General features: G+C 67.7%; 16 protein-coding genes. 7 read left to right on the top strand and 9 right to left on the bottom strand.

What is annotated here, in order from left to right:
* Positions 1 to 5 precede the first annotated feature (5 nt).
* Positions 6 to 1,748 carry an amidohydrolase gene (locus ACW9TV_RS03550; protein ID WP_494304482.1) on the top strand — a complete coding sequence of 581 codons (1,743 nt, stop codon included), beginning with the start codon at positions 6 to 8 and terminating at the stop codon, positions 1,746 to 1,748.
* A 313-nt stretch (positions 1,749 to 2,061) separates the two neighbouring features.
* Here ACW9TV_RS03550 and ACW9TV_RS03545 read toward each other — a convergent pair whose 3' ends face one another.
* Genes ACW9TV_RS03545 through kdpB form a run of 6 tightly spaced genes read right to left on the bottom strand, consistent with a single transcriptional unit; the run spans position 2,062 to position 9,633 of the window.
* Positions 2,062 to 2,742: a response regulator gene (locus ACW9TV_RS03545; RefSeq protein WP_494304481.1), complete on the bottom strand. Its 681-nt coding sequence runs from the start codon at positions 2,740 to 2,742 to the stop codon at positions 2,062 to 2,064.
* Positions 2,739 to 3,095 (bottom strand): sensor histidine kinase, encoded by a 357-nt coding sequence (locus ACW9TV_RS03540; protein WP_494304480.1) that lies wholly within the window; start codon positions 3,093 to 3,095, stop codon positions 2,739 to 2,741. The genes ACW9TV_RS03545 and ACW9TV_RS03540 overlap by 4 nt, the downstream gene beginning before the upstream one ends.
* Positions 3,032 to 5,404, bottom strand: coding sequence for a DUF4118 domain-containing protein (locus tag ACW9TV_RS03535; RefSeq protein WP_494304479.1), 2,373 nt, complete (start codon positions 5,402 to 5,404; stop codon positions 3,032 to 3,034). Before ACW9TV_RS03535 ends, ACW9TV_RS03540 begins: the two co-directional genes overlap by 64 nt.
* A complete protein-coding gene (locus ACW9TV_RS03530; RefSeq protein ID WP_494304478.1) occupies positions 5,397 to 5,963 on the bottom strand; it encodes a potassium-transporting ATPase subunit C in 567 nt (188 codons plus the stop codon). The genes ACW9TV_RS03535 and ACW9TV_RS03530 overlap by 8 nt, the downstream gene beginning before the upstream one ends.
* 18 nt (positions 5,964 to 5,981) lie before the next feature.
* Positions 5,982 to 7,655, bottom strand: a complete 1,674-nt coding sequence (gene kdpA, locus ACW9TV_RS03525; protein WP_494304477.1) for a potassium-transporting ATPase subunit KdpA — start codon at positions 7,653 to 7,655, stop codon at positions 5,982 to 5,984.
* A gap of 7 nt (positions 7,656 to 7,662) precedes the next feature.
* Complete coding sequence (gene kdpB, locus ACW9TV_RS03520) at positions 7,663 to 9,633, bottom strand: potassium-transporting ATPase subunit KdpB (protein WP_494304476.1); 1,971 nt, start codon at positions 9,631 to 9,633, stop codon at positions 7,663 to 7,665.
* Positions 9,634 to 10,249: 616 nt separating this feature from the next.
* Between kdpB and ACW9TV_RS03515 the strand changes: the two genes are divergently transcribed.
* Entirely contained in the window at positions 10,250 to 11,362 is a 1,113-nt protein-coding gene (locus tag ACW9TV_RS03515; RefSeq protein WP_494304475.1) for an S-(hydroxymethyl)glutathione dehydrogenase/class III alcohol dehydrogenase, read from the top strand.
* A 60-nt stretch (positions 11,363 to 11,422) separates the two neighbouring features.
* On the top strand, positions 11,423 to 13,402 hold the full coding sequence (locus tag ACW9TV_RS03510; protein WP_494304474.1) for a TonB-dependent receptor: 1,980 nt from the start codon (positions 11,423 to 11,425) through the stop codon (positions 13,400 to 13,402).
* Positions 13,403 to 13,410: 8 nt separating this feature from the next.
* On the opposite strand, the gene ACW9TV_RS03505 is transcribed toward ACW9TV_RS03510, so the two are convergent.
* Together ACW9TV_RS03505 and ACW9TV_RS03500 are read right to left on the bottom strand one after the other, a co-directional pair.
* Positions 13,411 to 14,298 carry an alpha/beta fold hydrolase gene (locus ACW9TV_RS03505; RefSeq protein WP_494304473.1) on the bottom strand — a complete coding sequence of 296 codons (888 nt, stop codon included), beginning with the start codon at positions 14,296 to 14,298 and terminating at the stop codon, positions 13,411 to 13,413.
* Positions 14,299 to 14,388: 90 nt separating this feature from the next.
* Complete coding sequence (locus ACW9TV_RS03500; protein WP_494304472.1) at positions 14,389 to 15,642, bottom strand: acetyl-CoA C-acetyltransferase; 1,254 nt, start codon at positions 15,640 to 15,642, stop codon at positions 14,389 to 14,391.
* Between the two features lie 123 nt (positions 15,643 to 15,765).
* On the opposite strand from ACW9TV_RS03500, the gene ACW9TV_RS03495 reads away from it, so the two are divergent.
* Together ACW9TV_RS03495 and ACW9TV_RS03490 are read left to right on the top strand one after the other, a co-directional pair.
* A complete protein-coding gene (locus ACW9TV_RS03495; protein WP_494304471.1) occupies positions 15,766 to 16,770 on the top strand; it encodes a zinc-dependent alcohol dehydrogenase family protein in 1,005 nt (334 codons plus the stop codon).
* Positions 16,771 to 16,871: 101 nt separating this feature from the next.
* A complete protein-coding gene (locus ACW9TV_RS03490) occupies positions 16,872 to 17,120 on the top strand; it encodes a hypothetical protein (protein ID WP_494304470.1) in 249 nt (82 codons plus the stop codon).
* Here the strand turns inward: ACW9TV_RS03490 and ACW9TV_RS03485 are convergent, their stop codons facing one another.
* Positions 17,121 to 18,302, bottom strand: coding sequence for an acyl-CoA dehydrogenase family protein (locus tag ACW9TV_RS03485; RefSeq protein ID WP_494304469.1), 1,182 nt, complete (start codon positions 18,300 to 18,302; stop codon positions 17,121 to 17,123).
* Positions 18,303 to 18,379: 77 nt separating this feature from the next.
* Here ACW9TV_RS03485 and fghA point away from each other — a divergent pair, with 77 nt between their 5' ends.
* Entirely contained in the window at positions 18,380 to 19,207 is an 828-nt protein-coding gene (gene fghA, locus ACW9TV_RS03480) for an S-formylglutathione hydrolase (protein ID WP_494304468.1), read from the top strand.
* A 55-nt stretch (positions 19,208 to 19,262) separates the two neighbouring features.
* A complete protein-coding gene (locus tag ACW9TV_RS03475; protein ID WP_494304467.1) occupies positions 19,263 to 19,580 on the top strand; it encodes a DMT family transporter in 318 nt (105 codons plus the stop codon).
* Positions 19,581 to 19,589: the final 9 nt, after the last annotated feature.

Here is a 19,589-nt window from a genome sequence, read left to right as displayed (position 1 = left end):
GTGTCATGTCCTTGTTCGACCGCGCCTTCGATCGCCGCACCCTGTTGGCGCAGGGGGGCATCGCCGCCAGTATGATTGCAATGGGCGGGCGATCGATGGCGCAGGAAACCGGGCCGGCGACGATCTTTCATGGCGGCCCGATCCTGACAATGGAGGACGCGGCGCCCAGCGTCGAGGCGCTTGCGGTGCGCAACGGCCTGATCGTGGCGGCGGGCACTCTGGACGAAGCGGTCGCGGCTGCCGGGCGCGGTGCTCGTCGCTTTCACCTTGACGGACGCGCGTTACTGCCGGGCTTCTTCGACCCGCACGGCCATGTATCGATGGTCGGGTTGCAGGCGCGCTATGCCAATCTTTTACCCGCTCCGGACGGTGAAGGCGATGCCATAGCGTCATTGCAGCGGATCACTCGCGACTGGATGGGCCAGCACGCGGCGCTCGTGCGCAAGAGCAAGCTGGTGATCGGTTTCGGCTATGATGATTCACAACTCAAGGAACGACGCCATCCAACGCGGACCGAACTCGATGCGATCTCGGACGAGGTGCCGATCCTGTTCCTCCACCAGTCGGGACATATCGGCGTGGTCAACACGCCGGGACTAGTGGCCGCGCGAGTCACGGCTGCAACGCCCGATCCCAGCGGCGGCGTCTATCGCCGCGAAACGGGATCGCGCGAGCCCAATGGCGTTCTCGAAGAAACCGCGCTGTTCGCTGTCATGGGTGCGCTCTTCACGCGCATGGATGCCGCGGCGAACCGGGAAATGCTCCGCGAAGGCGCGGCCTTTTACGCGAGCTTCGGTTACACGACCTGCCAGGACGGCCGTTCGTCGACCGAAACTTGCCGGCTTATCGAAAGCGTCGCCAGCGAGGGTTTGCTGCCGATCGATGTTCTGTCGTTCCCCGACATCTTGACCTCGACCGAGGCGATGGCGCTGCCTGCCTATCGCCGCGACTATGTTGGCCGCTTCCGGATTGGCGGGGCCAAGCTCACCATCGATGGTTCGCCGCAGGCCAAGACGGCATGGATGTCGCAGCCATATTATATCCCGCCCGAAGGCCAGTCGGCAGCCTATACCGGTTATCCTGCCATTACCGAGAAGCAAGCGCTGGACTCGATCGACCTGGCATTTGCGCGTGGGTGGCAGATCGAGGTTCACGCCAACGGTGATGCCGCGGTTGATCTGCTCATTGCTGCGGTGCGCGAGGCGACCCGGAAACATGGTGCCGCCGATCGCCGTCCGGTGCTGGTCCACGGACAGGTAACGCGTGAGGATCAAGTTGATGCGCTCAAGGCGCTGGGCATCGTCCCGTCCTTCTTTCCGATGCACACCTATTATTGGGGCGACTGGCACCGCGATTCGGTGCTGGGGCCGCAACGTGCCGAGAATATCTCGCCCTGTGGCTGGGCGCTCCGGCGCGGGATGCGCTTTACGTCGCATCACGATGCGCCGGTCGCGAACCCCAATGCGATGCGTGTGCTGTCGGCAACGGTCACGCGCCGCACGCGATCGGGTGACATTCTGGGGCCCGATCAGCGCGTACCTGTCGATATCGCGCTGAAGGCGATGACGCTGTGGGCCGCATGGCAGCATTTCGAGGACGATCGCAAGGGGTCGCTGCGCCCCGGCAAGCTCGCCGATCTCACCATACTCTCCGATAATCCGCTGACGATCGAGCCTGATCGTCTCGCCGGGATTAAAGTGACGGACACCTTCAAGGAGGGCATGCCGGTCGCTGTTGGCCGGGTGTAATACTCGACCTTTTGTCGGCACTTGGCCGCTTCCTGAAAATTTGCAGCTGAGGCGGTCTGACCGTTGTCGGCCCAGCTTCAGTCCAGGTCGTCGATCGACCAGCGTCCGCTTTCGTGGTCCAGCACCTTAAGGCTGGAAGTCAGCAACCGGCCCCAGCCTGCCAAGCGAGAACATGATCTGGCGGATGAATCGGGATTCGAACCTGGGATTGGCCGTGGTTGCCAGGAAGATCGTCCGCTCAACGCCCCTAAGTCGGACATTCGGCGACGCTCGTTGGGAGCCCACAAGCAGACGCTCTGGACGACCCTGCACGTCAGTCCACGGCGATAAGCCGGTAGCCGACCCCTGGTTCGTTCAGGATCATCGACGGTTTGGCGGGGTCTGATTCCAGCTTGGCGCGGAGAGAGCGGACTGCCACGCGCAGATAGGCGACATCGTCGGCGTGCGGTTCGCCCCAGACCGCTGTCAGCAGGTGGCGGTGGGTAAGCACGCGACCAGGGTGGCGGGCGAGCTCGAGGAGGACTGCAAATTCGCGGGGCGGGAGGTGCAGGGAGAGGCCGTCGCGCCGGACTTCCCGGGACGCGAGGTCGATCTGCACGGAGCCGGCCTGGACGATCTCGCGCCCCGCCGTCGCACGTGCCCTGTTGCGAAGCGCGACGCGGACGCGGGCCAGCAGCTCCTCGCTGTCGAATGGCTTCACCACATAGTCGACCGCGCCCAGGTCGAGCGCGGCCACCTTGTCGTCGGTCGCGTCGCGGGCCGTGAGGACGATGACCGCAGCATCCGTGACCAGCTGCGGCACCAGCTCGAGACCGTCGCGATCGGGAAGGCCGAGATCGAGGAGCACCAGATCGGGCCGGCCGCGGCGTGCCTCCTCGAGCGCAGTACGTGCGTCGGCGGCCTCGAGGGCTATGTGCCCGCCGCGCTCCAGCACCGTGCGCAACAGGCGCCGGATCGCGGGCTCATCATCGATGCAGAGGATCCGCGCGCTCATGCGAGGCTTTCCCCGGGCGTTGACAGCCCGGACGGTTCGACCAGCAGCTCAGACGGGAACCGCAAGGTGAAGCGGGCGCCGCCGCCCGACCTGTTGCCCGCGCCGGGAACAATGCCAAGCGCATCGGCAAAGCCCTTGACGATGGCGAGGCCGAGCCCGGTGCCGCCCGTCCGGTCTGACACATCGCCGCGCTGGAATCGGTCGAACAGGCGTTCCGCAAGCCCTGCCGGAAGCCCGGGCCCCTCGTCCTCGACCGCGAGCACGAGGTCGGCGCCCTCCATCGTGCCGGTCAGCCGGATCGAGGTGCCGGGCGGCGTGTAGGCCGCCGCATTCGAAAGCAGGTTGATGAGCATGTGGTTGAGCAGGCGCGCATCGGTCCGCACGAGGGGAAGGTGGCCGGCACCTCCTGCGAGACCGCGTGGCCGGCGAGATCCGGCTCCATGTCGGCGAGCGCAGCTGCCGCAGCGTCCGTCAGGTCCACCGGCTCGATCCGTGGCGCGAGCGCGTTCGCCTCCACTCGGGTCATGTCGACGAGATCCGCGAAGAAGCGGGCAAGGCGACGTGTCTCGCGGTGCAGCAGGTCCAGCTGCCGGGACTTGACGCCATCCTGCCGCAGCGCCTCGACCGCGCCCACCACCGCCGTCAGCGGGGTTCTGAGATCGTGGCCGATGGAGGCAAGAAGAGTTGAGCGCAGCTCGTCGCGGGAGCGGAGTTCGCCGACAGTCCGTGCATCGGCCTCCAGCCGGATGCGTCCCCACGCCAGGGAGGCCTGGCCGAGGAGGGTGGTGAACAGGAGGCTGCGATCGGACGGCACCGGGTGGCCGCCGTCCGGGTTGCTCACGCCAAGCGCTGCGAGGACGCCGAGGGATGTCTTGAGAGGGTGGAACTGCCATTCGCTCGCGGCAAGCGTGTCGGTGAAGGCGCCAGCCGGCGTGCAGCGGTCCAGCGTCCATTCGGCCGAGGCCTGGTCGATCGAATCGAGGCGCGCACCAAGCGGGGCGGAGGCGGCGACCTTCAGGTCCGCGCCGTCCCGCACCAGCACAAGCGCGCTCACCCCCAGAAGGCCCGACATCTCGTCGACGATGGCGCGAGCGGTGTCCGTCTCGGTCGAGAGGGTGGCAAGGCGCTGGCCGAAGGCGGCGATGGCCGCATTCTCGCGCGCCTGGCGGCTACCGATCGAGGCGCGAGCACGGAGGCGGCCGGCAAGTTCGCTGACGACCACAGCGACGGCCGCGAGCACGAACAGGGTGACGACGTTGCGGGGATCGGTGATCGTGAATGTGTGGATCGGGGGCAGGAAGAAGAAATTGTACGCAAGCGCGGAACACAGGGTCTCCAACAGACCGCCTCCCAGTCCCAGCAGGCTCGCCGACAGCACGACGGGGACGAGGAACAGGAGGTCGATCGCGCCGTAGCCGACCAGGGGCTGAAGGCCGAGCCCGAGGAGCACGGTGAGGGCAACAAGCGCAGGCGCGAGCGCCCAGCGCCAGCCGACGGGACCGAGCCTTGCGCCGGTCTTGGAGAGGGTGTCACTGCTGCCGAGGGGGACGACATGCACCGACACACCCTCAAGATCGCGGACCAGCCGGTCGACGACCGAGCCGTGGCGGAGCTCGAACCACCAGCTGCGGCGGGACTTGCCGACGACAAGCTGGGTGACGCGGGTCTCGACCGCGTGCGCAATAAGGCCCTCGGCAACCGATGCGGCCGGAACCGCCGCAATGCTGCCGCCGAGCGAAACGGCGAGCCGCAGGGCCTGGGCAATCCTGTCCCTTGCTGAGGAGTCGATGGTTTCGAGCCGAGGAGTTTCGATCACCACAGCCGTCCAGGGCGCCTTCATCGCGTCGGCGAGGCGCTTGCCGGCGCGCACGACCGCGTCGGAGCCGGGCGCATCGGAGACTGCGACGAGCAGCCGTTCCCCGGCTGCCCAGGTGCCAGGTGTGCCCGCCGCCTCCACCTGGTCGAGCATCTGCCGGTCGACCACTTGCGCGGCACGCCGCAGCGCCAGCTCTCGCAGGGCCTGGAGGTTCGTCTTGCCGAAGAAATTTCCGAGCGCCCGCTCGGCCTCGCCCGGCTTGTAGACCTTGCCGGCCTTCAGCCGGGCAATCAGCTCGTCGGCCGGCAGATCGACCACCTCGATCTCGGCATCTTCCAGCACATGATCGGGTACGGTTTCCTTCACCCGCACGTGGGTGAAGCTTGCCACCACATCGTTCAGGCTCTCGATGTGCTGGATGTTGACGGTGGTCACGACGTCGATGCCCGCGTCGCGTAGCTCCTCGATGTCCTGCCAACGCTTCGGGTGGCGGCTGCCGGGCGCGTTGCTGTGCGCCAGTTCGTCAACCAGCGCGATCATCGGACGCCGCGCCAGCACTGCATCGAGGTCCATTTCCTCAAGCACATGGCCCCCATGGCCGATGCGGCGGCGGGGCACGATCTCGAACGGGGCGGTCAGCGCGGCGGTGTCTGTGCGGCCATGGGTCTCGACCACGCCGACGACGACATCGTCGCCTGCCTTCAACCGGTCGGCGCCCTCGCGCAGCATCTCATAGGTCTTCCCCACACCTGGGGCAGCGCCCAGAAGCACCTTGAGCCGCCCGCGGTTTTCGCGGGCGGCCTGCTTCAGCAGCGCATCGGGGGAGGGACGGTCCTTCTCAGCCACCTGCCGTCTTTAGCGGAAAGGCCCGGTCAAGCGCGAGGTTGGTTTCGAGCACGTTGACAAGGCGCGTGCCCGAAGCCAGCGGCAGCATGGTGGCCTGCGCCGCGATGACGCGCTTCACCTGCGCCGCGGACACGCCGCGGGCCTCGGCGACGCGGGGCGCCTGGTAAAGCGCAGCGGCAAGCGAGATGTGCGGGTCAAGGCCGGCGCCAGATGTCGTTGCAAGCTCGGCCGGCAATGGGCGTTCGGCAGTTGCGCCATGGCGTTCGATCTCGCCCTTCGCCCGTTCGGTGAGCTCCGGATTGGTGGGGCTCTTGTTGGAGCCGCTGGCCGCGACGCCATTGTAGTCGGCAGCCGAAGGGCGGGGCCACAGATAATGTGGCGCCTCGAACTTCTGCGCGACCTGCCGCGAGCCGACGACCTTCCCGTCGCGCTCGACGAGATGGCCGTTTGCGGAGTCCGGCACGAGGGCCTGACCGACGCCCAGGATGAGCGCCGTGTAGAGGCCGGAGCAGACCAGCAGGGTCGTGGCGGCGGTGCGGAGGGAAGGAGCAATCAGCATCCGTATTGTCCTGACAGGTCAGCCTTGCCCCAGGTGCTCGGCGAGGGGGCCAAGCACAGCGGCAGGCAGGAAGGTGAGGGCGCCGAAGATCAGCAGGGTGGCCGTCAGCAGCCCGCCGAAGGTGGCGCCGTTTGGCGAGAGCGTGCCCTCGCTCTCGGCGGCGCGGGGCTTCGCCATCAGCATCCCGACGATGGCAAGCGGGATCAGGATCGGGAGATAGCGGCCGAGCAGCATCACGAGGCCCGTTGCAACATTCCAGGGCAGCGTGTTGTCGCCCAGCCCCTCGAAGCCCGATCCGTTGTTCGCGCTTGCGCTGGTGAACTCGTAGAGAATCTGGCTGAAGCCGTGCGGACCGGGGTTGCTGGTGGTGGCCGCGCCCCAGTCGGTTGCTGCAAACAGGGCCGTGCCGCCAAGTATCAGAATGCCGTGGAGTGCAAGGGCAAGGATCGCGAGCCGCACCTCGCGCGCCTCGATCCGGTGGCCGATGTAGGTGGGCGTGCGGCCGATCAGCATGCCGCCCAGGAACACGGCGACAAGGATGTAGAGCCACATGTTGACGAGGCCGACACCGATGCCGCCGAAGGTGGCATTCAGCCACATGTCGACCATCGGCACGAGGCCAGTCAGCGGGTTGAGGCTGTCCATCATCGCGTTGACGGACCCGTTGGAGGTGGAGGTGGTGAGCACCGCCCAGGTGACGCTGGCCGCCCCACCGAAGCGCATCTCCTTGCCTTCCAGATTGGCCTCGGCGGTGATCGGCAGCCCGGCGAAGGCGGCTGTCGGCGCAGCCTCCGCCCACATCGCGAGCGAGACCTTGGTGACGAGCAGGCCGAGCATCACGATGAAGATCAGGCGGGCGTGCCTGGGCCGGCCAAGGATGCGGCCGAACATCCAGACGCGGGCCATCGGCACCAGGATCAGGGCGACCGTCTGCAGGAAGTTGGTCCATAGGTTCGGGTTCTCGAGCGGATGGGTCGAGTTGGGGCCGAAGAAGCCGCCGCCGTTGGTGCCGAGCTGCTTGATGGCGACGAAGGCCGCCACCGGGCCGCGCGCGATCAGCTGCTCTGCGCCCTCGAGCGTGGTCGCGGTGGCGGCGCCCCGCAGCGCCATCGGAACGCCCAGCAGCACCAGCGCGATCGCCCAGAAGATGGCGAGTGGCAGCAAGACCAGGAAGGTCGCGCGCTGCAGGTCGAGCCAGAAGTTGCCGAGATCGGGCCGGCCGGCGAGGCCGCGTGCGATCGCGGTGAGGGCGCTGAGCCCGACCGCAGGCGTCACGAACTGCAGCCACATCAGCGCCGCCAGCTGCGAGAAATAGCTCATCGCCTGCTCGCCGGAATAATGCTGCAGGTTGGTGTTGGTGACGAAGCTCGCCGTGGTGTTGAACGCGAGGTCCCAGCTGAGCGGGCCCATGCCGTCCGGGTTCAAAGGCAGGTGCTGCTGCAACATCAGCATCGCGAAGACGAACAGGAAAGCCAGCGCGTTGAAGGCCAGCAGCGCCAGCGAATAGGCCTTCCAGTCCTGCCCGGGCCCCGCGCCGGCGCCGGCAATGGCGGTGAACAGGCCGGTGGCGCGGGCCATGGCCAGGTCGGCGGGCGCCGGGTCCATGGCGCGGGCGAGCCAGGCGCCGAGCGGGACGGAAAGTAGCGCCGTGCCGCCGATGACGAGCGAGGGAAAGAGGATCGTGTCGAGCATGTCTGCCTCAGGCCAGACCGAGCGCGGAGACCGCGAGGTCGATGAGCTTGATCCCGGCAAAGGGCACGACGAGGCCGCCGAGCCCATAGACGAGGAGGTTGCGGTTGAGGAGCTGGGCGGCCGACGCCGGGCGATAGGCGACACCCTTCAGTGCGAGCGGCACGAGCGCCGGGATGATGAGGGCGTTGAAGATGATGGCCGAGAGGACGGCCGATTGCGGGCTTTCGAGCCCCATCAGGTTCAGCGCCCCCAGGCCGGGGTAGAGCACCACGAAGATCGCCGGCAGGATCGCGAAATACTTCGCGACGTCGTTGGCGACCGAGAAGGTGGTCAGCGCCCCGCGGGTCATCAGCAGCTGCTTGCCGATGCCGACCACCTCGATCAGCTTGGTCGGGTCGTTGTCGAGGTCGACCATGTTCCCGGCCTCGCGCGCCGCCTGGGTACCGGTGTTCATGGCCACCCCCACATCGGCCTGGGCGAGCGCGGGCGCATCATTGGTGCCGTCGCCGCACATGGCGACCAGTCGCCCGCCAGCCTGTTCGCGGCGAATGAGGGCGAGCTTGTCTTCGGGGGTTGCTTCCGCAAGAAAATCGTCCACCCCGGCCTCGGCGGCGATGGCTGCGGCGGTCAGCGGGTTGTCGCCGGTGATCATGATGGTGCGGATGCCCATCCGCCGCAGCTCGCCGAAGCGATCGCGGATGCCGGCCTTCACGATGTCCTTCAGCTGCACGACGCCCAGCGGGACGCCGTTCTCGGCAACCGCCTTCAGCTCGGGGGCGCTCGCAAGGCCGATCCGCTTCAGCACGGCGTCGACAGCGCCCTTCACGATTTCCCGGTCGCCGGAGATGACGCCGGACACGCGGGTGGAGGGCGAGAAGGCGATGATCTCCGCATCCTGGCCCAGCGCCGGGCCGTCACCGGCAAGCGCCACGATGGAGCGGCCCTCAGGCGTCTCGTCGGCAAGGCTGGCGAGGCGCGCGGCCGCGATGAGGCGTTCCCGCGACACGCCCGGAACCGGCAGGAAGTCGGTCGCCTGCCGGTCGCCGATGGTGATGGTGCCCGTCTTGTCGATCAGCAGCGTGTCGACATCACCCGCAGCTTCGACCGCGCGGCCGGATTTCGCAAGTACGTTGAAACGCACCAGCCGGTCCATGCCCGCAATCCCGATCGCCGACAGCAGCCCTGCGATGGTGGTGGGGATGAGGGTGATGAAGAGCGCGACCAGCAGCGGCACGGGAATGGTGGCGCCAGCATAGGCGGCAAAGGCCGGAAGCGTGGCGACGACCACCAGGAAGATGAGCGTGAGGCCGGCGAGCAGCACGGTCAGCGCGATCTCGTTCGGCGTCTTCTGCCGCTCGGCGCCTTCGACAAGCAAGATCATGCGGTCGAGGAAGCTCTCGCCGGGGCCCGCCGTCACGCGCACCACCATGTCGCCGGCGAGAAGGCGGGTGCCCGCCGTCACGGCCGAGCGGTCGCCACCGGCCTCGCGGATGACGGGTGCAGATTCGCCGGTGATCGCGGCCTCGTTCACCGAGCCCACGCCCGAGATCACCTCGCCGTCGGCGGGGATCAGGTCGCCGGGCTCGACGATCACCTCCTCGCCCACCTTCAGGGCGGAAGCCGGCACGATTTCCCAGGCGCCGGCGACCCCGATGGAGCGCTTGGCAGTCAGCTCGGCTCGGGCGGCGCGCAGCGATCCGGCCTGGGCCTTACCCCGCCCCTCGGCGACCGCCTCGGCGAAATTGGCGAACAGCACGGTCGCCCACAGCCAGCCGACGATCTGTCCCTCGAACGCCGGGCTGCCGGTGCCGCGCGCGAGGTTCAGGACCCACAGCAGCGTTGCCAGCAGGGCCGCCAGAGCCGTGACAGCCATGACAGGGTTGCGGACAAGCTGGCGCGGATCCAGCTTGCGCAACACGTCGCCGGCAGCCTCGCGGGCCAGCGCGCCGGTCAGAAGGGGCGGAGCGGTCGCAGCCATCAGAACAGCTCCGGCCGCCAGAGGACTGCGATCAGGAAGACGAAAGAGGCGGCAGCCGCCGCTCCGCCGAGCAGAAGATCAGGAAACATCGGGACATCGGCCTCATGCTTTGGTCTGACCCCAAGAGCACCGATGGCTGTAGAATTTCGCCGGGAAATGCGGGGTCAGCGCGTAAAGCGAGCGTAAAGACCGCGCAAAGCCGATGGCTTGGCAGCTACCCCTTCTCGCCTGGCGGAAAGTGGTCAGGCGACGACTGGCGATTCCTCCCCATCCGCATCTGAAGATGCCGCACCATCTCCGCTTTGGGCCACGACAACCGCAGGCCCTGGAACGCAGGGACGTTCGTAGGTGCGAAGCGGCCGCAGACGCCCAAGAAAGTCTGGAAGGTGCCCTTCCACCTCGAGCGCGACGAGCGTGTGCGGGCCTTAGCCCTGTTCGACCTCGCAATCGGTAGCAAGCGCCGCGGCTGCGACGCGACGGCGACGGGCCCGGAGTTCCCGAAAGTCTCCTTCACCCTCTGCCGCCACGGCCCTTCGGCCTTGCCCCGGCCATCCTTCTGTGGCTAGTCCCGGCTCATTGACCGGCCGGCCGTCCCGCCGGGGAAAGGGATTAGACCATGAAGACTCGTGCCGCCGTCGCCTTCGAGGCGAAAAAGCCGCTGGAAATCGTGGAGGTGGATCTCGAAGGCCCGAAGGCGGGCGAAGTGCTGGTGGAAATCAAGGCCACCGGCGTCTGCCACACCGATGCCTACACGCTGGACGGGCTCGATTCCGAAGGCATCTTCCCCTCCATCCTGGGCCATGAAGGCGCGGGCGTGGTGGTTGAGGTGGGCGCAGGCGTCACCTCCGTGAAGCCCGGTGACCATGTCATTCCCCTCTACACCCCGGAATGCCGCCAGTGCAAAAGCTGCCTTTCCGGGAAGACCAACCTCTGCACCGCCATCCGCGCCACGCAGGGCAAGGGCCTTATGCCGGATGGAACCAGCCGCTTCTCCTACAAGGGGCAGACGATCTTCCACTACATGGGCTGCTCCACCTTCTCCAACTACACCGTCCTTCCCGAAATCGCGGTCGCGAAGGTGCGCGAGGACGCCCCCTTCGACACCAGCTGCTATATCGGCTGCGGTGTGACCACGGGCGTGGGCGCGGTCGTGAACACCGCCCGGGTTGAACCGGGCGCGAATGTGGTGGTCTTCGGCCTTGGCGGCATCGGCCTCAACGTGATCCAGGGCGCAAGGCTGGTGGGGGCGGATCGCATCATCGGCGTAGACATCAACCCTGACCGCGAAGCGTGGGGCCGCAAATTCGGCATGACGCATTTCCTGAACAGCAAGGGCCTCAGCCGCGAGGATATCATCGCGAAGCTGCTGGAACTCACCGATGGGGGCGCGGACTACAGCTTCGACTGCACCGGAAACACGGAAGTGATGCGCACCGCGCTCGAATGCTGCCACAGGGGCTGGGGCGAAAGCATCATCATCGGTGTGGCCGAAGCCGGCCGCGAAATCGCCACGCGGCCCTTCCAGCTCGTCACGGGCCGGATCTGGAAGGGAACGGCGTTCGGCGGCGCCAAGGGCCGGACAGACGTGCCGAAGATCGTGAACTGGTACATGGACGGCAAGATCGCCATCGATCCGATGATCACCCACCGCCTCCCGCTTGAGCGGATCAACGAGGCGTTCGATCTGATGCACCGCGGCGAAAGCATCCGCAGCGTCATCCTCTTCTAAGCCGGCGGCCTGACGTTTCCGCTGCTTGCGCGGGCGGCACGATCCCCGCAGGAGGCCGGCATGCGCATCCTGGCTGTTTCCTGTCTGTCCCTCTTCGCGCCGGCGGCTGCGCTGGCGGCCGAACCGGCGGAAATCCTCGTGCTCGGGCGCGGCCTGCCGGCCGGGCCGGGCCTGCCGGCCTATGGCTCCGTGCTGATCGATGCGCCCCGGCTGGCCGAAGTCGGCCGGCTGGAAATCGCCCTTCAGGATGTGGCCGGCTTCCAGCAGTTCCGCCGGTCAGACAGCCGATCCGCCAACCCGTCCGCGCAAGGGGCAACCCTGCGCGCACTCGGTGGCAATGCCGCCAGCCGGACACTGGTGACGCTGGACGGCGTGCCCGTGGCGGATCCCTTCTTCGGCTACGTCCCCTTCACCGCCCTCGCGCCCGAACGGCTGGGGGCGGCCCGTGTCACGCGGGGCGGCGGCTCCGGCGCATTCGCCGCCGGCGCGGTCGCCGGCACGATCGAACTGCTCAGCGCGGATCGGGCCGCCCTGCCCGATTTCGCGGCCCGGGCCGAAGTCGGCAGCCACGGCTCCATCGGCCTGCAGGCCGGGCTGACCGCCGATCTGGGCGGCGGCCACGCGAGCCTGTCCGGCCGATGGGACAGATCCGATGGCTTCCAGACAACGCCTGCCGACCAGCGGGTGGCGGCCTCCGTGCCTGCCGCGAGCAACAGCTTAAGCCTTGGCGGCCGCGCGGTCGTGCCTGTTGGCGACGCAGAGCTTCAGGCCCGCGTGCTGATCTTCCGCGACGCGCGGACGCTGCGCTTCAAGGGGGCCGATTCATCGAGCGAAGGGCAGGATGCCAGCCTCCGCCTCGTGTCGCGCGGGGACTGGCAGGTGGATGCGCTCGCCTATGTGCAGGCGCGCAACTTCACCAACATCGTCGTCAGCGCCACCACCTTCCGGCCCACCCTCGATCAGCGCAACACGCCGGCGACGGGTGCGGGCGGCAAGCTGGAACTGCGCCCGCCGGTCGATTCCGCGCATCTTCTGCGTCTCGGCGCGGACCTGCGCTGGTCGCAGGGCACCATGGCCGAAACCGCCTTCAACGCCGCCACAGGCGCTGTCACCGCGCGCAGACTTGCCGGCGGAGACCAGCTTTCCACCGGCCTTTTTGTCGAGGACGACTGGACGCTCGGCAATCTGGTCCTGACAGGCGGCTTGCGGCTCGATCACTGGGCCATCCGCAACGGTCGCTACGAAAGCCGCAACGCGGCCGGCGCGGTAACTGTCGCCAACCAGTTCGCAGACCGCAGCGGCTGGCAGCCCAGCGGCCGCGCCGGCCTGCTGTGGCGGCCGGTCGGGGCCATCAGCCTCCGCGCGGCGGCCTATTCCAACTTCCGCCTGCCCACCCTCAACGAACTGTACCGGCCCTTCGTGGTGTTCCCCGTCACGACAGAGGCCAACGCCGCGCTCAGCCCCGAGAGGTTGCAGGGAATCGAAGCCGGGGTCGAATTCCAGCCGCTGCCCACCCTGCAACTGGCCCTCACCGCCTTCGACAACCGCGTGCGCGACGCCATCGCCAATGTCACCATTGCCCCGAACCTGCGGCAGCGACGCAATGTCCGGGCCATCGCCGCGCGCGGACTGGAAGCGACAGCGTCGCTCGCGGCCGGCGATTTCAGCCTGTCGGGCAGCCTCGCCCACACCCACAGCCGGGTCCGCGCAGACGGCACCGCGCTGGATGGCCTGCGCCCCGCGCAGGTGCCCGATCTGATGCTGTCGGCAACGGCCGCCTGGCAGCCGGCGCCGGAAACCCGTCTGGCCGCCACGCTTCGCCATGTGGGCGCGCAGTATGAGGACGATCTCGAAACGGACCGCCTGCCGCCCGCCACCACGCTCGATCTTTACGGGCAGTTCGAACTCGTGCGCGGCCTCGCCCTCTTCGGCCGGGCTGAAAACCTGTTCGATGAAGAGGTCGTCACCCGCAATGCCGGCGGCTCGATCGATCTCGGCACGCCGCGCACCCTGTGGGTCGGACTCAGGATCCAGCGCTAGCGCGGCCGTCAGCCCGCCGGGCCCGCCCCCTGCAGAAAGGCGTTCAGGTCCGCGATGAACCGCTCGAACTGGTCATGGTGCAGCCAGTGGCCCGCGTTGGCATATTCAACGACGCGGGCGTTGCGGAAGTGGCGGATGCGGCCGTCCCGCTCGGGGTTCGAAGCCCAGCTGTTGGCGCCATACATCAGCAGCGTGGGGGCGGTGATGCGCGACCAGAGCGCTTCCACCTGCGCCTGCGTCATGTCGGCATCGCCCCAGATGTTCAGATAGGGGTCGAACTTCCAGCCGTAGGTGCCGTCCTCATTCTGGTTCACCCCATGGATGGTCAGATGTCGGGCCTGCTCTTCGGTCAGATGCCCGTTCTCCTCCATCATCCGCTGAAGCGCGGCCTCCAGCGTGGGATAACGGCGCGGCGTGCGGCCGGCGGCGGCGCGCTTCTTCTCGATCCAGGCGCGGGTCCGTTCGGCGAAGTCGATCGCCTCGCGCTCCGCCAGCATCTTCGGGCTCGGGCCCAGTCCCTCGATCGAAACGATCCTGCGCACCTTCTCGGGGTAAAGCCCGGCATAGCGCAGCGCGATGTTGCCGCCCATGGAATGCGCGACGATGGTGACAGGCTCCACCTTCAGCTGGTGGATCAGCTGGGCAAGGTCATAGACGTAGGACAGCGTCTTGTACTCGCCGTCGGCGGACCACTGGCTGTCACCATGGCCGCGCCAGTCGGGGGCGATAATGTGCCAGTCCGTCCGCAGCGCGCGGGCCGTCCAGTCCCAGTTGCGGCTGTGATCGCGGCCGCCGTGCAGCAGCAGCAGCGGCGGCGCATCGGGGTTGCCCCAGTCATCATAGTGAAGCCGCAGGTGCTGCGAGATATAGCTGTGGGAGGTCGGGCCGATTTCCATCCGCCCATCAAAGCATGACGGCCGCATCTGTCTAGGGGGCAATCCGTATCCTGGCCCCTCCCCCTGAACGGGGAAGGGGCCATTCGGATATCAGACGCGTTCGATGATGATCGCGGGCGCCATGCCGCCGGCGGCGCACATCGTCACCAGCCCGCGCTTCAGGTCGCGGCGCTCCAGCTCATCCAGAACGGTGCCGATCAGGATGGATCCGGTGGCCCCGATCGGATGCCCGAGCGCAATGGCGCCGCCGTTGACATTCACCTTGTCGCGGTCGAGCTTCAGGTCGCGGATGAACTTCTCCGCCACCACGGCGAAGGCCTCGTTGATCTCCCACAGGTCGATGTCGTCCACCGTCAGGCCGGCCTTTTCCAGAACCTTCCTCGCGGCCGGCACCGGCGCGTTCAGCATCAGCGTCGGGCAGTCGCCCATGTTCGTCATGGTCACGATGCGTGCACGCGGCTTCAGCCCGTGCTTCTCGGCATAGGCCTTGGAAGTGACGAGAACGGCGGCCGCGCCATCCACCACGCCAGAGGAGTTGCCCGCATGGTGAACATGCTCGATCTTCAGATCGGGATACTTCTGGTTGATCAGGCTACGGAAGGTGGTGCCGCGCTCGTCCAGCGGCATGTCGGCCAGCTTGGTGAAGCTGGGCTCCAGCGCGGCCAGGCCTTCCGCCGTCGTCTGCGGGCGGGGAAATTCCTCATGGTCCAGCGCGACGGAGCCATCCTCGTTGAACACAGGCACCACGGATTTGGCAAAACGGCCTTCCGCGATCGCCCGCGCCGCGCGCTTCTGGCTCTCCAGCCCCAGCGCGTCCACCGCTTCGCGGCTGATGCCTTCCATGCTGGCGATGGCGTCGCCGCACACACCCTGGTGCGATTGCGGGTGGATCTTCTGAAGGTGGGCGTTGCCCGACCCCATCATCATCGGGGCCATGCCCGCCGCGCGCTCTTCCTGCGCCATCGTCGTGGTCAGGCTCATCATCTCGGTCCCGCCGGCGATGATGCAATCCTCCAGGCCCGACATGATCATGCCCGCCGCCAGGTTCACCGACGTGATGCCACCGCCGCAGAAGCGGTCCAGCGTCATGCCGGACGAACGGATGTCATACCCGGCATCCAGCGCCGCCATGCGGCCCAGGTCGCCGCCCTGCTTGCCCTTCTGCGTGCTGGTGGACCAGATGATGTCGTCCACGGTGGCGGTGTCGAGCTTGTTGCGCTCGGCGATCGCCTTCAGCACCGTCGCGGCCAGGTGCTGCGGGTGCAGGTGCGAAAGCGCGCCCTTGCCGGGCTTGCCCACCCCGCGCGGGGTGCGGACTGCGTCGATGATATAGGCTTCGGCCATGATGATCTCCTTCGGGACGGAAGCGATAGGCCGTGGCGCCGATCACTCTACTGTGCGAATCGCGAGGACACCGGCCTGCACCGCCCTGTGGCATGGGGATGCCGGAATGGAAGGAGGCGTCCCATGAAGGCAATTCGACTGCGGCATCCGGCAGGACTCGACAATCTGAAGCACGAGGACATGGCCGCACCGGGCGATCCCGGCCCCGGCGAGATCAGGGTGCGCCTGCGTGCGTCCAGCCTGAACTACCATGATTACATCGTGGTCGTCGGCGGCATCCCGACGCCTGATGGCCGCATCCCGATGTCGGATGGCGCGGGCGAGGTTCTGGCGGTGGGGCCGGGCGTCACCGATTTCGCCGTCGGCGATGCGGTCGTCTCCACCTTCTTCCCGAACTGGCTGGATGGCGCGCCGATCCCGGGCGGCTTCGCCGGCGTCCCCGGCGACGGCGCAGACGGCTATGCCCGCGAAGAGGTGATCGCCCCGGCAACTTCCTTCACGCGCCAGCCTGCGGGCTATTCGCATGCCGAAGCCGCGACACTCACCTGCGCCGGCCTCACCGCCTGGCGGGCGCTCGTCGTCGAAGGGCAGATGAAGGCGGGCGACACGGTGCTGGTGCAGGGCACCGGCGGCGTCTCCATCTTCGCGCTTCAGTTCGCCAAGGCGGCCGGCGCCACGGTGATCGCCACCTCCTCCAGCGGCGAAAAGCTGGAACGGCTGAAGGAACTGGGGGCCGATCACCTCATCAACTACAAGGAAACGCCCAACTGGGGCGAAGCCGCCGCCAGGCTGACAGGCGGGGGCGTGGACCATGTGGTGGAAATCGGCGGCGCGGGCACCTTCCCAGAATCGATCACGGCGGCCCGCATCGGCGGGCACATCAGCCTGATCGGCGTCCTGGCGGGCTATGCCGGCCCGATCCCGACGGTCCAGATCATGGGCAAGCAGCAGCGCGTGATCGGCATCACCGTCGGCACCCGCCGCCAGCAGCAGGACATGATCCGGGCGATCGAAGCCAATCGCATCCGGCCGGTCATCTCCGATCATTTCCCGCTGGCGCGGCTGGGCGACGCCTTCCGCCACCAGGAATCGGGAAAGCATTTCGGGAAGATCGTCGTCGATATCTGATGCGGCCGCCCGGCAAATCGGCTAGATCTGCCTTTCCAGATCCGGAAGGGTAGATCATGGCCGATGTCTCACCCGCACAGCCGCCACGTTGGCGACGGCCGATGTGGATCCTGGCAGGGGCGCTGCTGCTGGCGCCCGCGCTTGCAATGCGGCTCACGTCAGAAGTCAGCTGGGGGCCGGGCGACTTCCTGGCCTTCGGCGTCCTCCTGTTCGCCACCTGCGCCGGGATCGAGGCGGCGATGCGTTTCGGCACGCGGCCGTCCATCCGCCGGGCGCTCGCGCTCGCCGTCCTCTGCGCCGGGCTGCTTGTCTGGGTGGAACTCGCCGTGGGGATCGTGGGGCCGGGCTGATCAGGCCGTGGCGGCAAGCGCCTTCAGCATGTTCCGCGCGATCAGCAGCTGAAGGATCTGGGTCGTCCCCTCATAGATCCGGTAAAGCCGCGCATCCCGGAAGAAGCGCTCGGCCTCATATTCGGCAAGATAGCCCGCGCCGCCATGGATCTGCACGCAGCGGTCCACCACCCGGCCGCACATCTCCGTCGCGAAGATCTTCGCGGCAGACGCCTGGATGGTCGTGCGCACACCCTCGTCCGCCAGCCGGCAGGCGTCCGCGATCATGCATTCCGCCGCGTAGATCTCCACCTGCGAATCCGCCAGCATCGCCTGGATCAGCTGGAAGCTGGCGATCGGCTCCCCGAAGGCCTTGCGATCCGTCGCATAGCGCAGCGCCGTGTCCAGCGCGCGCCGCGCATAGCCTGTCGCCGCCGCGGCGACAGACAGGCGGCCATTGTCCAGGCTGCGCATGGCATGCTCGAAGCCCTTGCCTTCCACCGCCCCCAACAGGGCGTCGTCCGGTACATGCACATCTTCCAGGATGATGTCGGCGATGGTCGCGCCCGCCTGCCCCATCTTCCGGTCCGGCTTCCCCACCGTCACGCCGGCAGTGGGGATCGGCACCAGAAAGGCCGACACATGCGCATTCTTCGGCAGGTTCTCCGCACTGGTGCGCGCCATGATCAGCGCCAGTTCGGCATTGGGCGCATTGGTGATGTAGCGCTTGGTGCCGTTCAGAACATAGCCGTTGCCGGTCCGCACGGCGCGCGTCTGCAGGGCGGCCGAATCCGATCCGGAACCGGGTTCCGTCAGGCCGAAGCTGGCAATCATCCCGGCCGCCAGCTTCGGCAGCCAGCGATCCCGCTGCGCCGCCGTCCCGCCGGTCCTCAGCGCCGACGTCACCATGCCCACACCGATGGAGATCGTGGAGCGATAGGCCGGCGCCGCATAGGCAAGGCGCCGGATCGTCTCCACGAACTGGGAGACATTCATGCCCGCCCCGCCATGGCTTTCGGGGATGGTGATCCCGAACAGCCCCATGGCGCGCATCTCGGCCAGGATGTCGGCGGGAATTGCGTTCGCCTCGATCAGCGCCGGCTCGGCCGGGATCAGCCGCTCCCGCACATAGCGGTCCAGCTGTTCCGCAAACGCCTCGAAGACCTCCGGATCCATGCCGTTCCGGTGACTGATCGCGGGCATATGGCCTCCCCTCCTTGTGCCGCCTCGTCCCCCGGCTCTATGGCGGGGCAGGGCGGGTGTGCGCAAGGAGATGCCGGATGGAGATGATGTCGCAGTGGATGTGCCACGGCGGTCGGCAGCAGGTCTGGAAACATGCCAGCACCGCAACGGGCACGCCGATGCAGTTCGCCATCTTCCTGCCGCCCGGCGATGGCCCCTTCCCCCTCGTCACCTGGCTGTCCGGCCTCACCTGCACCCACGCCAACGTGATGGAAAAGGGCGAATACCGCCAGGCCTGCGCCCGGCTCGGCCTCGCCTTCCTCGCGCCGGATACCTCACCCAGGGGCGAGGATGTGGCCGACGACCCCGCCTATGATCTGGGGCAGGGCGCCGGCTTCTATGTGGATGCCACGCAGGCGCCCTGGGCGCCGCGCTTCCGCATGTGGTCCTATGTCACGGCCGAGCTTCCCGATCTCGTCGCCCGCCATTTCCCGGTCGACCCGGCGCGGCAGGGCCTCATGGGCCATTCCATGGGCGGCCACGGCGCGCTCACGATCGGCCTGCGCCACCCCGGCCGCTACCGCAGCCTCTCCGCCTTCGCCCCCATCGTCGCCCCGTCACAGGTGCCATGGGGGCAGAAGGCGCTCGCCGCCTATCTGGGGCCGGATCGCGCCGCCTGGCGCCCGCACGACGCCGTCGCCCTCATCGAAGACGGCGCGCGCGCGCCCGAACTGCTGGTGGATGTCGGCGAATCGGACAGCTTCCTCGAATCCCAGCTGAAGCCGCAGCTCCTGTCCGCCGCCTGCGAAGCGGCCGGGATCGATCTCAAGCTGAACCTCCGGCCGGGTTACGACCACAGCTATTATTTCATTTCCACCTTCATGGCCGGCCAGCTGGCCTGGCACGCGCAACGTCTGAAGGGCTGAAGGCCCGGTCACGGGAAGGCCGCCAAGCCCGGCGGATCAACAGGAAGTCAGCACAATGCCCTGGGTCTATCTGCTCGTCGCCGGCCTGCTCGAAGTGGTCTGGGCCTACACGATGAAACTGTCCGACGGCTTCTCCCGGCCGTGGCCGTCCGTCATCACCCTGCTCGCCATGTTCGCCAGCTTCGGCCTGCTCTCGCTGGCCATGCGCGCCCTGCCGCTGGGCACGGCCTATGGCGTCTGGACAGGCATCGGCGCCGTCGGCGCATTCCTCGTGGGGGTCCTGGTTCTGGGCGAGCAGGCGACACCCATGCGGATCGCAGCCGCGACGCTGATCGTCGGCGGGCTGGTGCTGATGAAGCTGTCGGAAAGCTAGGCCACAAAG

Source organism: Sandaracinobacter sp. T42, assembly GCF_059115405.1.
The sequence above is the reverse complement of the archived record's forward strand: the minus strand, read 5'-3'. Positions and strand labels throughout refer to the sequence as shown.

Excerpts from the sequence above, each read along its gene's own strand:
- ACW9TV_RS03490 (WP_494304470.1), top strand. The coding sequence starts at position 16,872 with ATGTGGATCCTGGCAGGGGCGCTGCTGCTGGCGCCCGCGCTTGCAATG.
- ACW9TV_RS03495 (WP_494304471.1), top strand. The coding sequence starts at position 15,766 with ATGAAGGCAATTCGACTGCGGCATCCGGCAGGACTCGACAATCTGAAG.
- ACW9TV_RS03530 (WP_494304478.1), bottom strand. The coding sequence starts at position 5,963 with ATGCTGATTGCTCCTTCCCTCCGCACCGCCGCCACGACCCTGCTGGTC.
- kdpB (WP_494304476.1), bottom strand. The coding sequence starts at position 9,633 with ATGGCTGCGACCGCTCCGCCCCTTCTGACCGGCGCGCTGGCCCGCGAG.
- ACW9TV_RS03510 (WP_494304474.1), top strand. The coding sequence starts at position 11,423 with ATGCGCATCCTGGCTGTTTCCTGTCTGTCCCTCTTCGCGCCGGCGGCT.
- ACW9TV_RS03485 (WP_494304469.1), bottom strand. The coding sequence starts at position 18,302 with ATGCCCGCGATCAGTCACCGGAACGGCATGGATCCGGAGGTCTTCGAG.
- ACW9TV_RS03550 (WP_494304482.1), top strand. The coding sequence starts at position 6 with ATGTCCTTGTTCGACCGCGCCTTCGATCGCCGCACCCTGTTGGCGCAG.
- ACW9TV_RS03515 (WP_494304475.1), top strand. The coding sequence starts at position 10,250 with ATGAAGACTCGTGCCGCCGTCGCCTTCGAGGCGAAAAAGCCGCTGGAA.
- ACW9TV_RS03500 (WP_494304472.1), bottom strand. The coding sequence starts at position 15,642 with ATGGCCGAAGCCTATATCATCGACGCAGTCCGCACCCCGCGCGGGGTG.
- ACW9TV_RS03505 (WP_494304473.1), bottom strand. The coding sequence starts at position 14,298 with ATGGAAATCGGCCCGACCTCCCACAGCTATATCTCGCAGCACCTGCGG.
- fghA (WP_494304468.1), top strand. The coding sequence starts at position 18,380 with ATGGAGATGATGTCGCAGTGGATGTGCCACGGCGGTCGGCAGCAGGTC.
- kdpA (WP_494304477.1), bottom strand. The coding sequence starts at position 7,655 with ATGCTCGACACGATCCTCTTTCCCTCGCTCGTCATCGGCGGCACGGCG.
- ACW9TV_RS03545 (WP_494304481.1), bottom strand. The coding sequence starts at position 2,742 with ATGAGCGCGCGGATCCTCTGCATCGATGATGAGCCCGCGATCCGGCGC.
- ACW9TV_RS03475 (WP_494304467.1), top strand. The coding sequence starts at position 19,263 with ATGCCCTGGGTCTATCTGCTCGTCGCCGGCCTGCTCGAAGTGGTCTGG.
- ACW9TV_RS03540 (WP_494304480.1), bottom strand. The coding sequence starts at position 3,095 with ATGCTCATCAACCTGCTTTCGAATGCGGCGGCCTACACGCCGCCCGGC.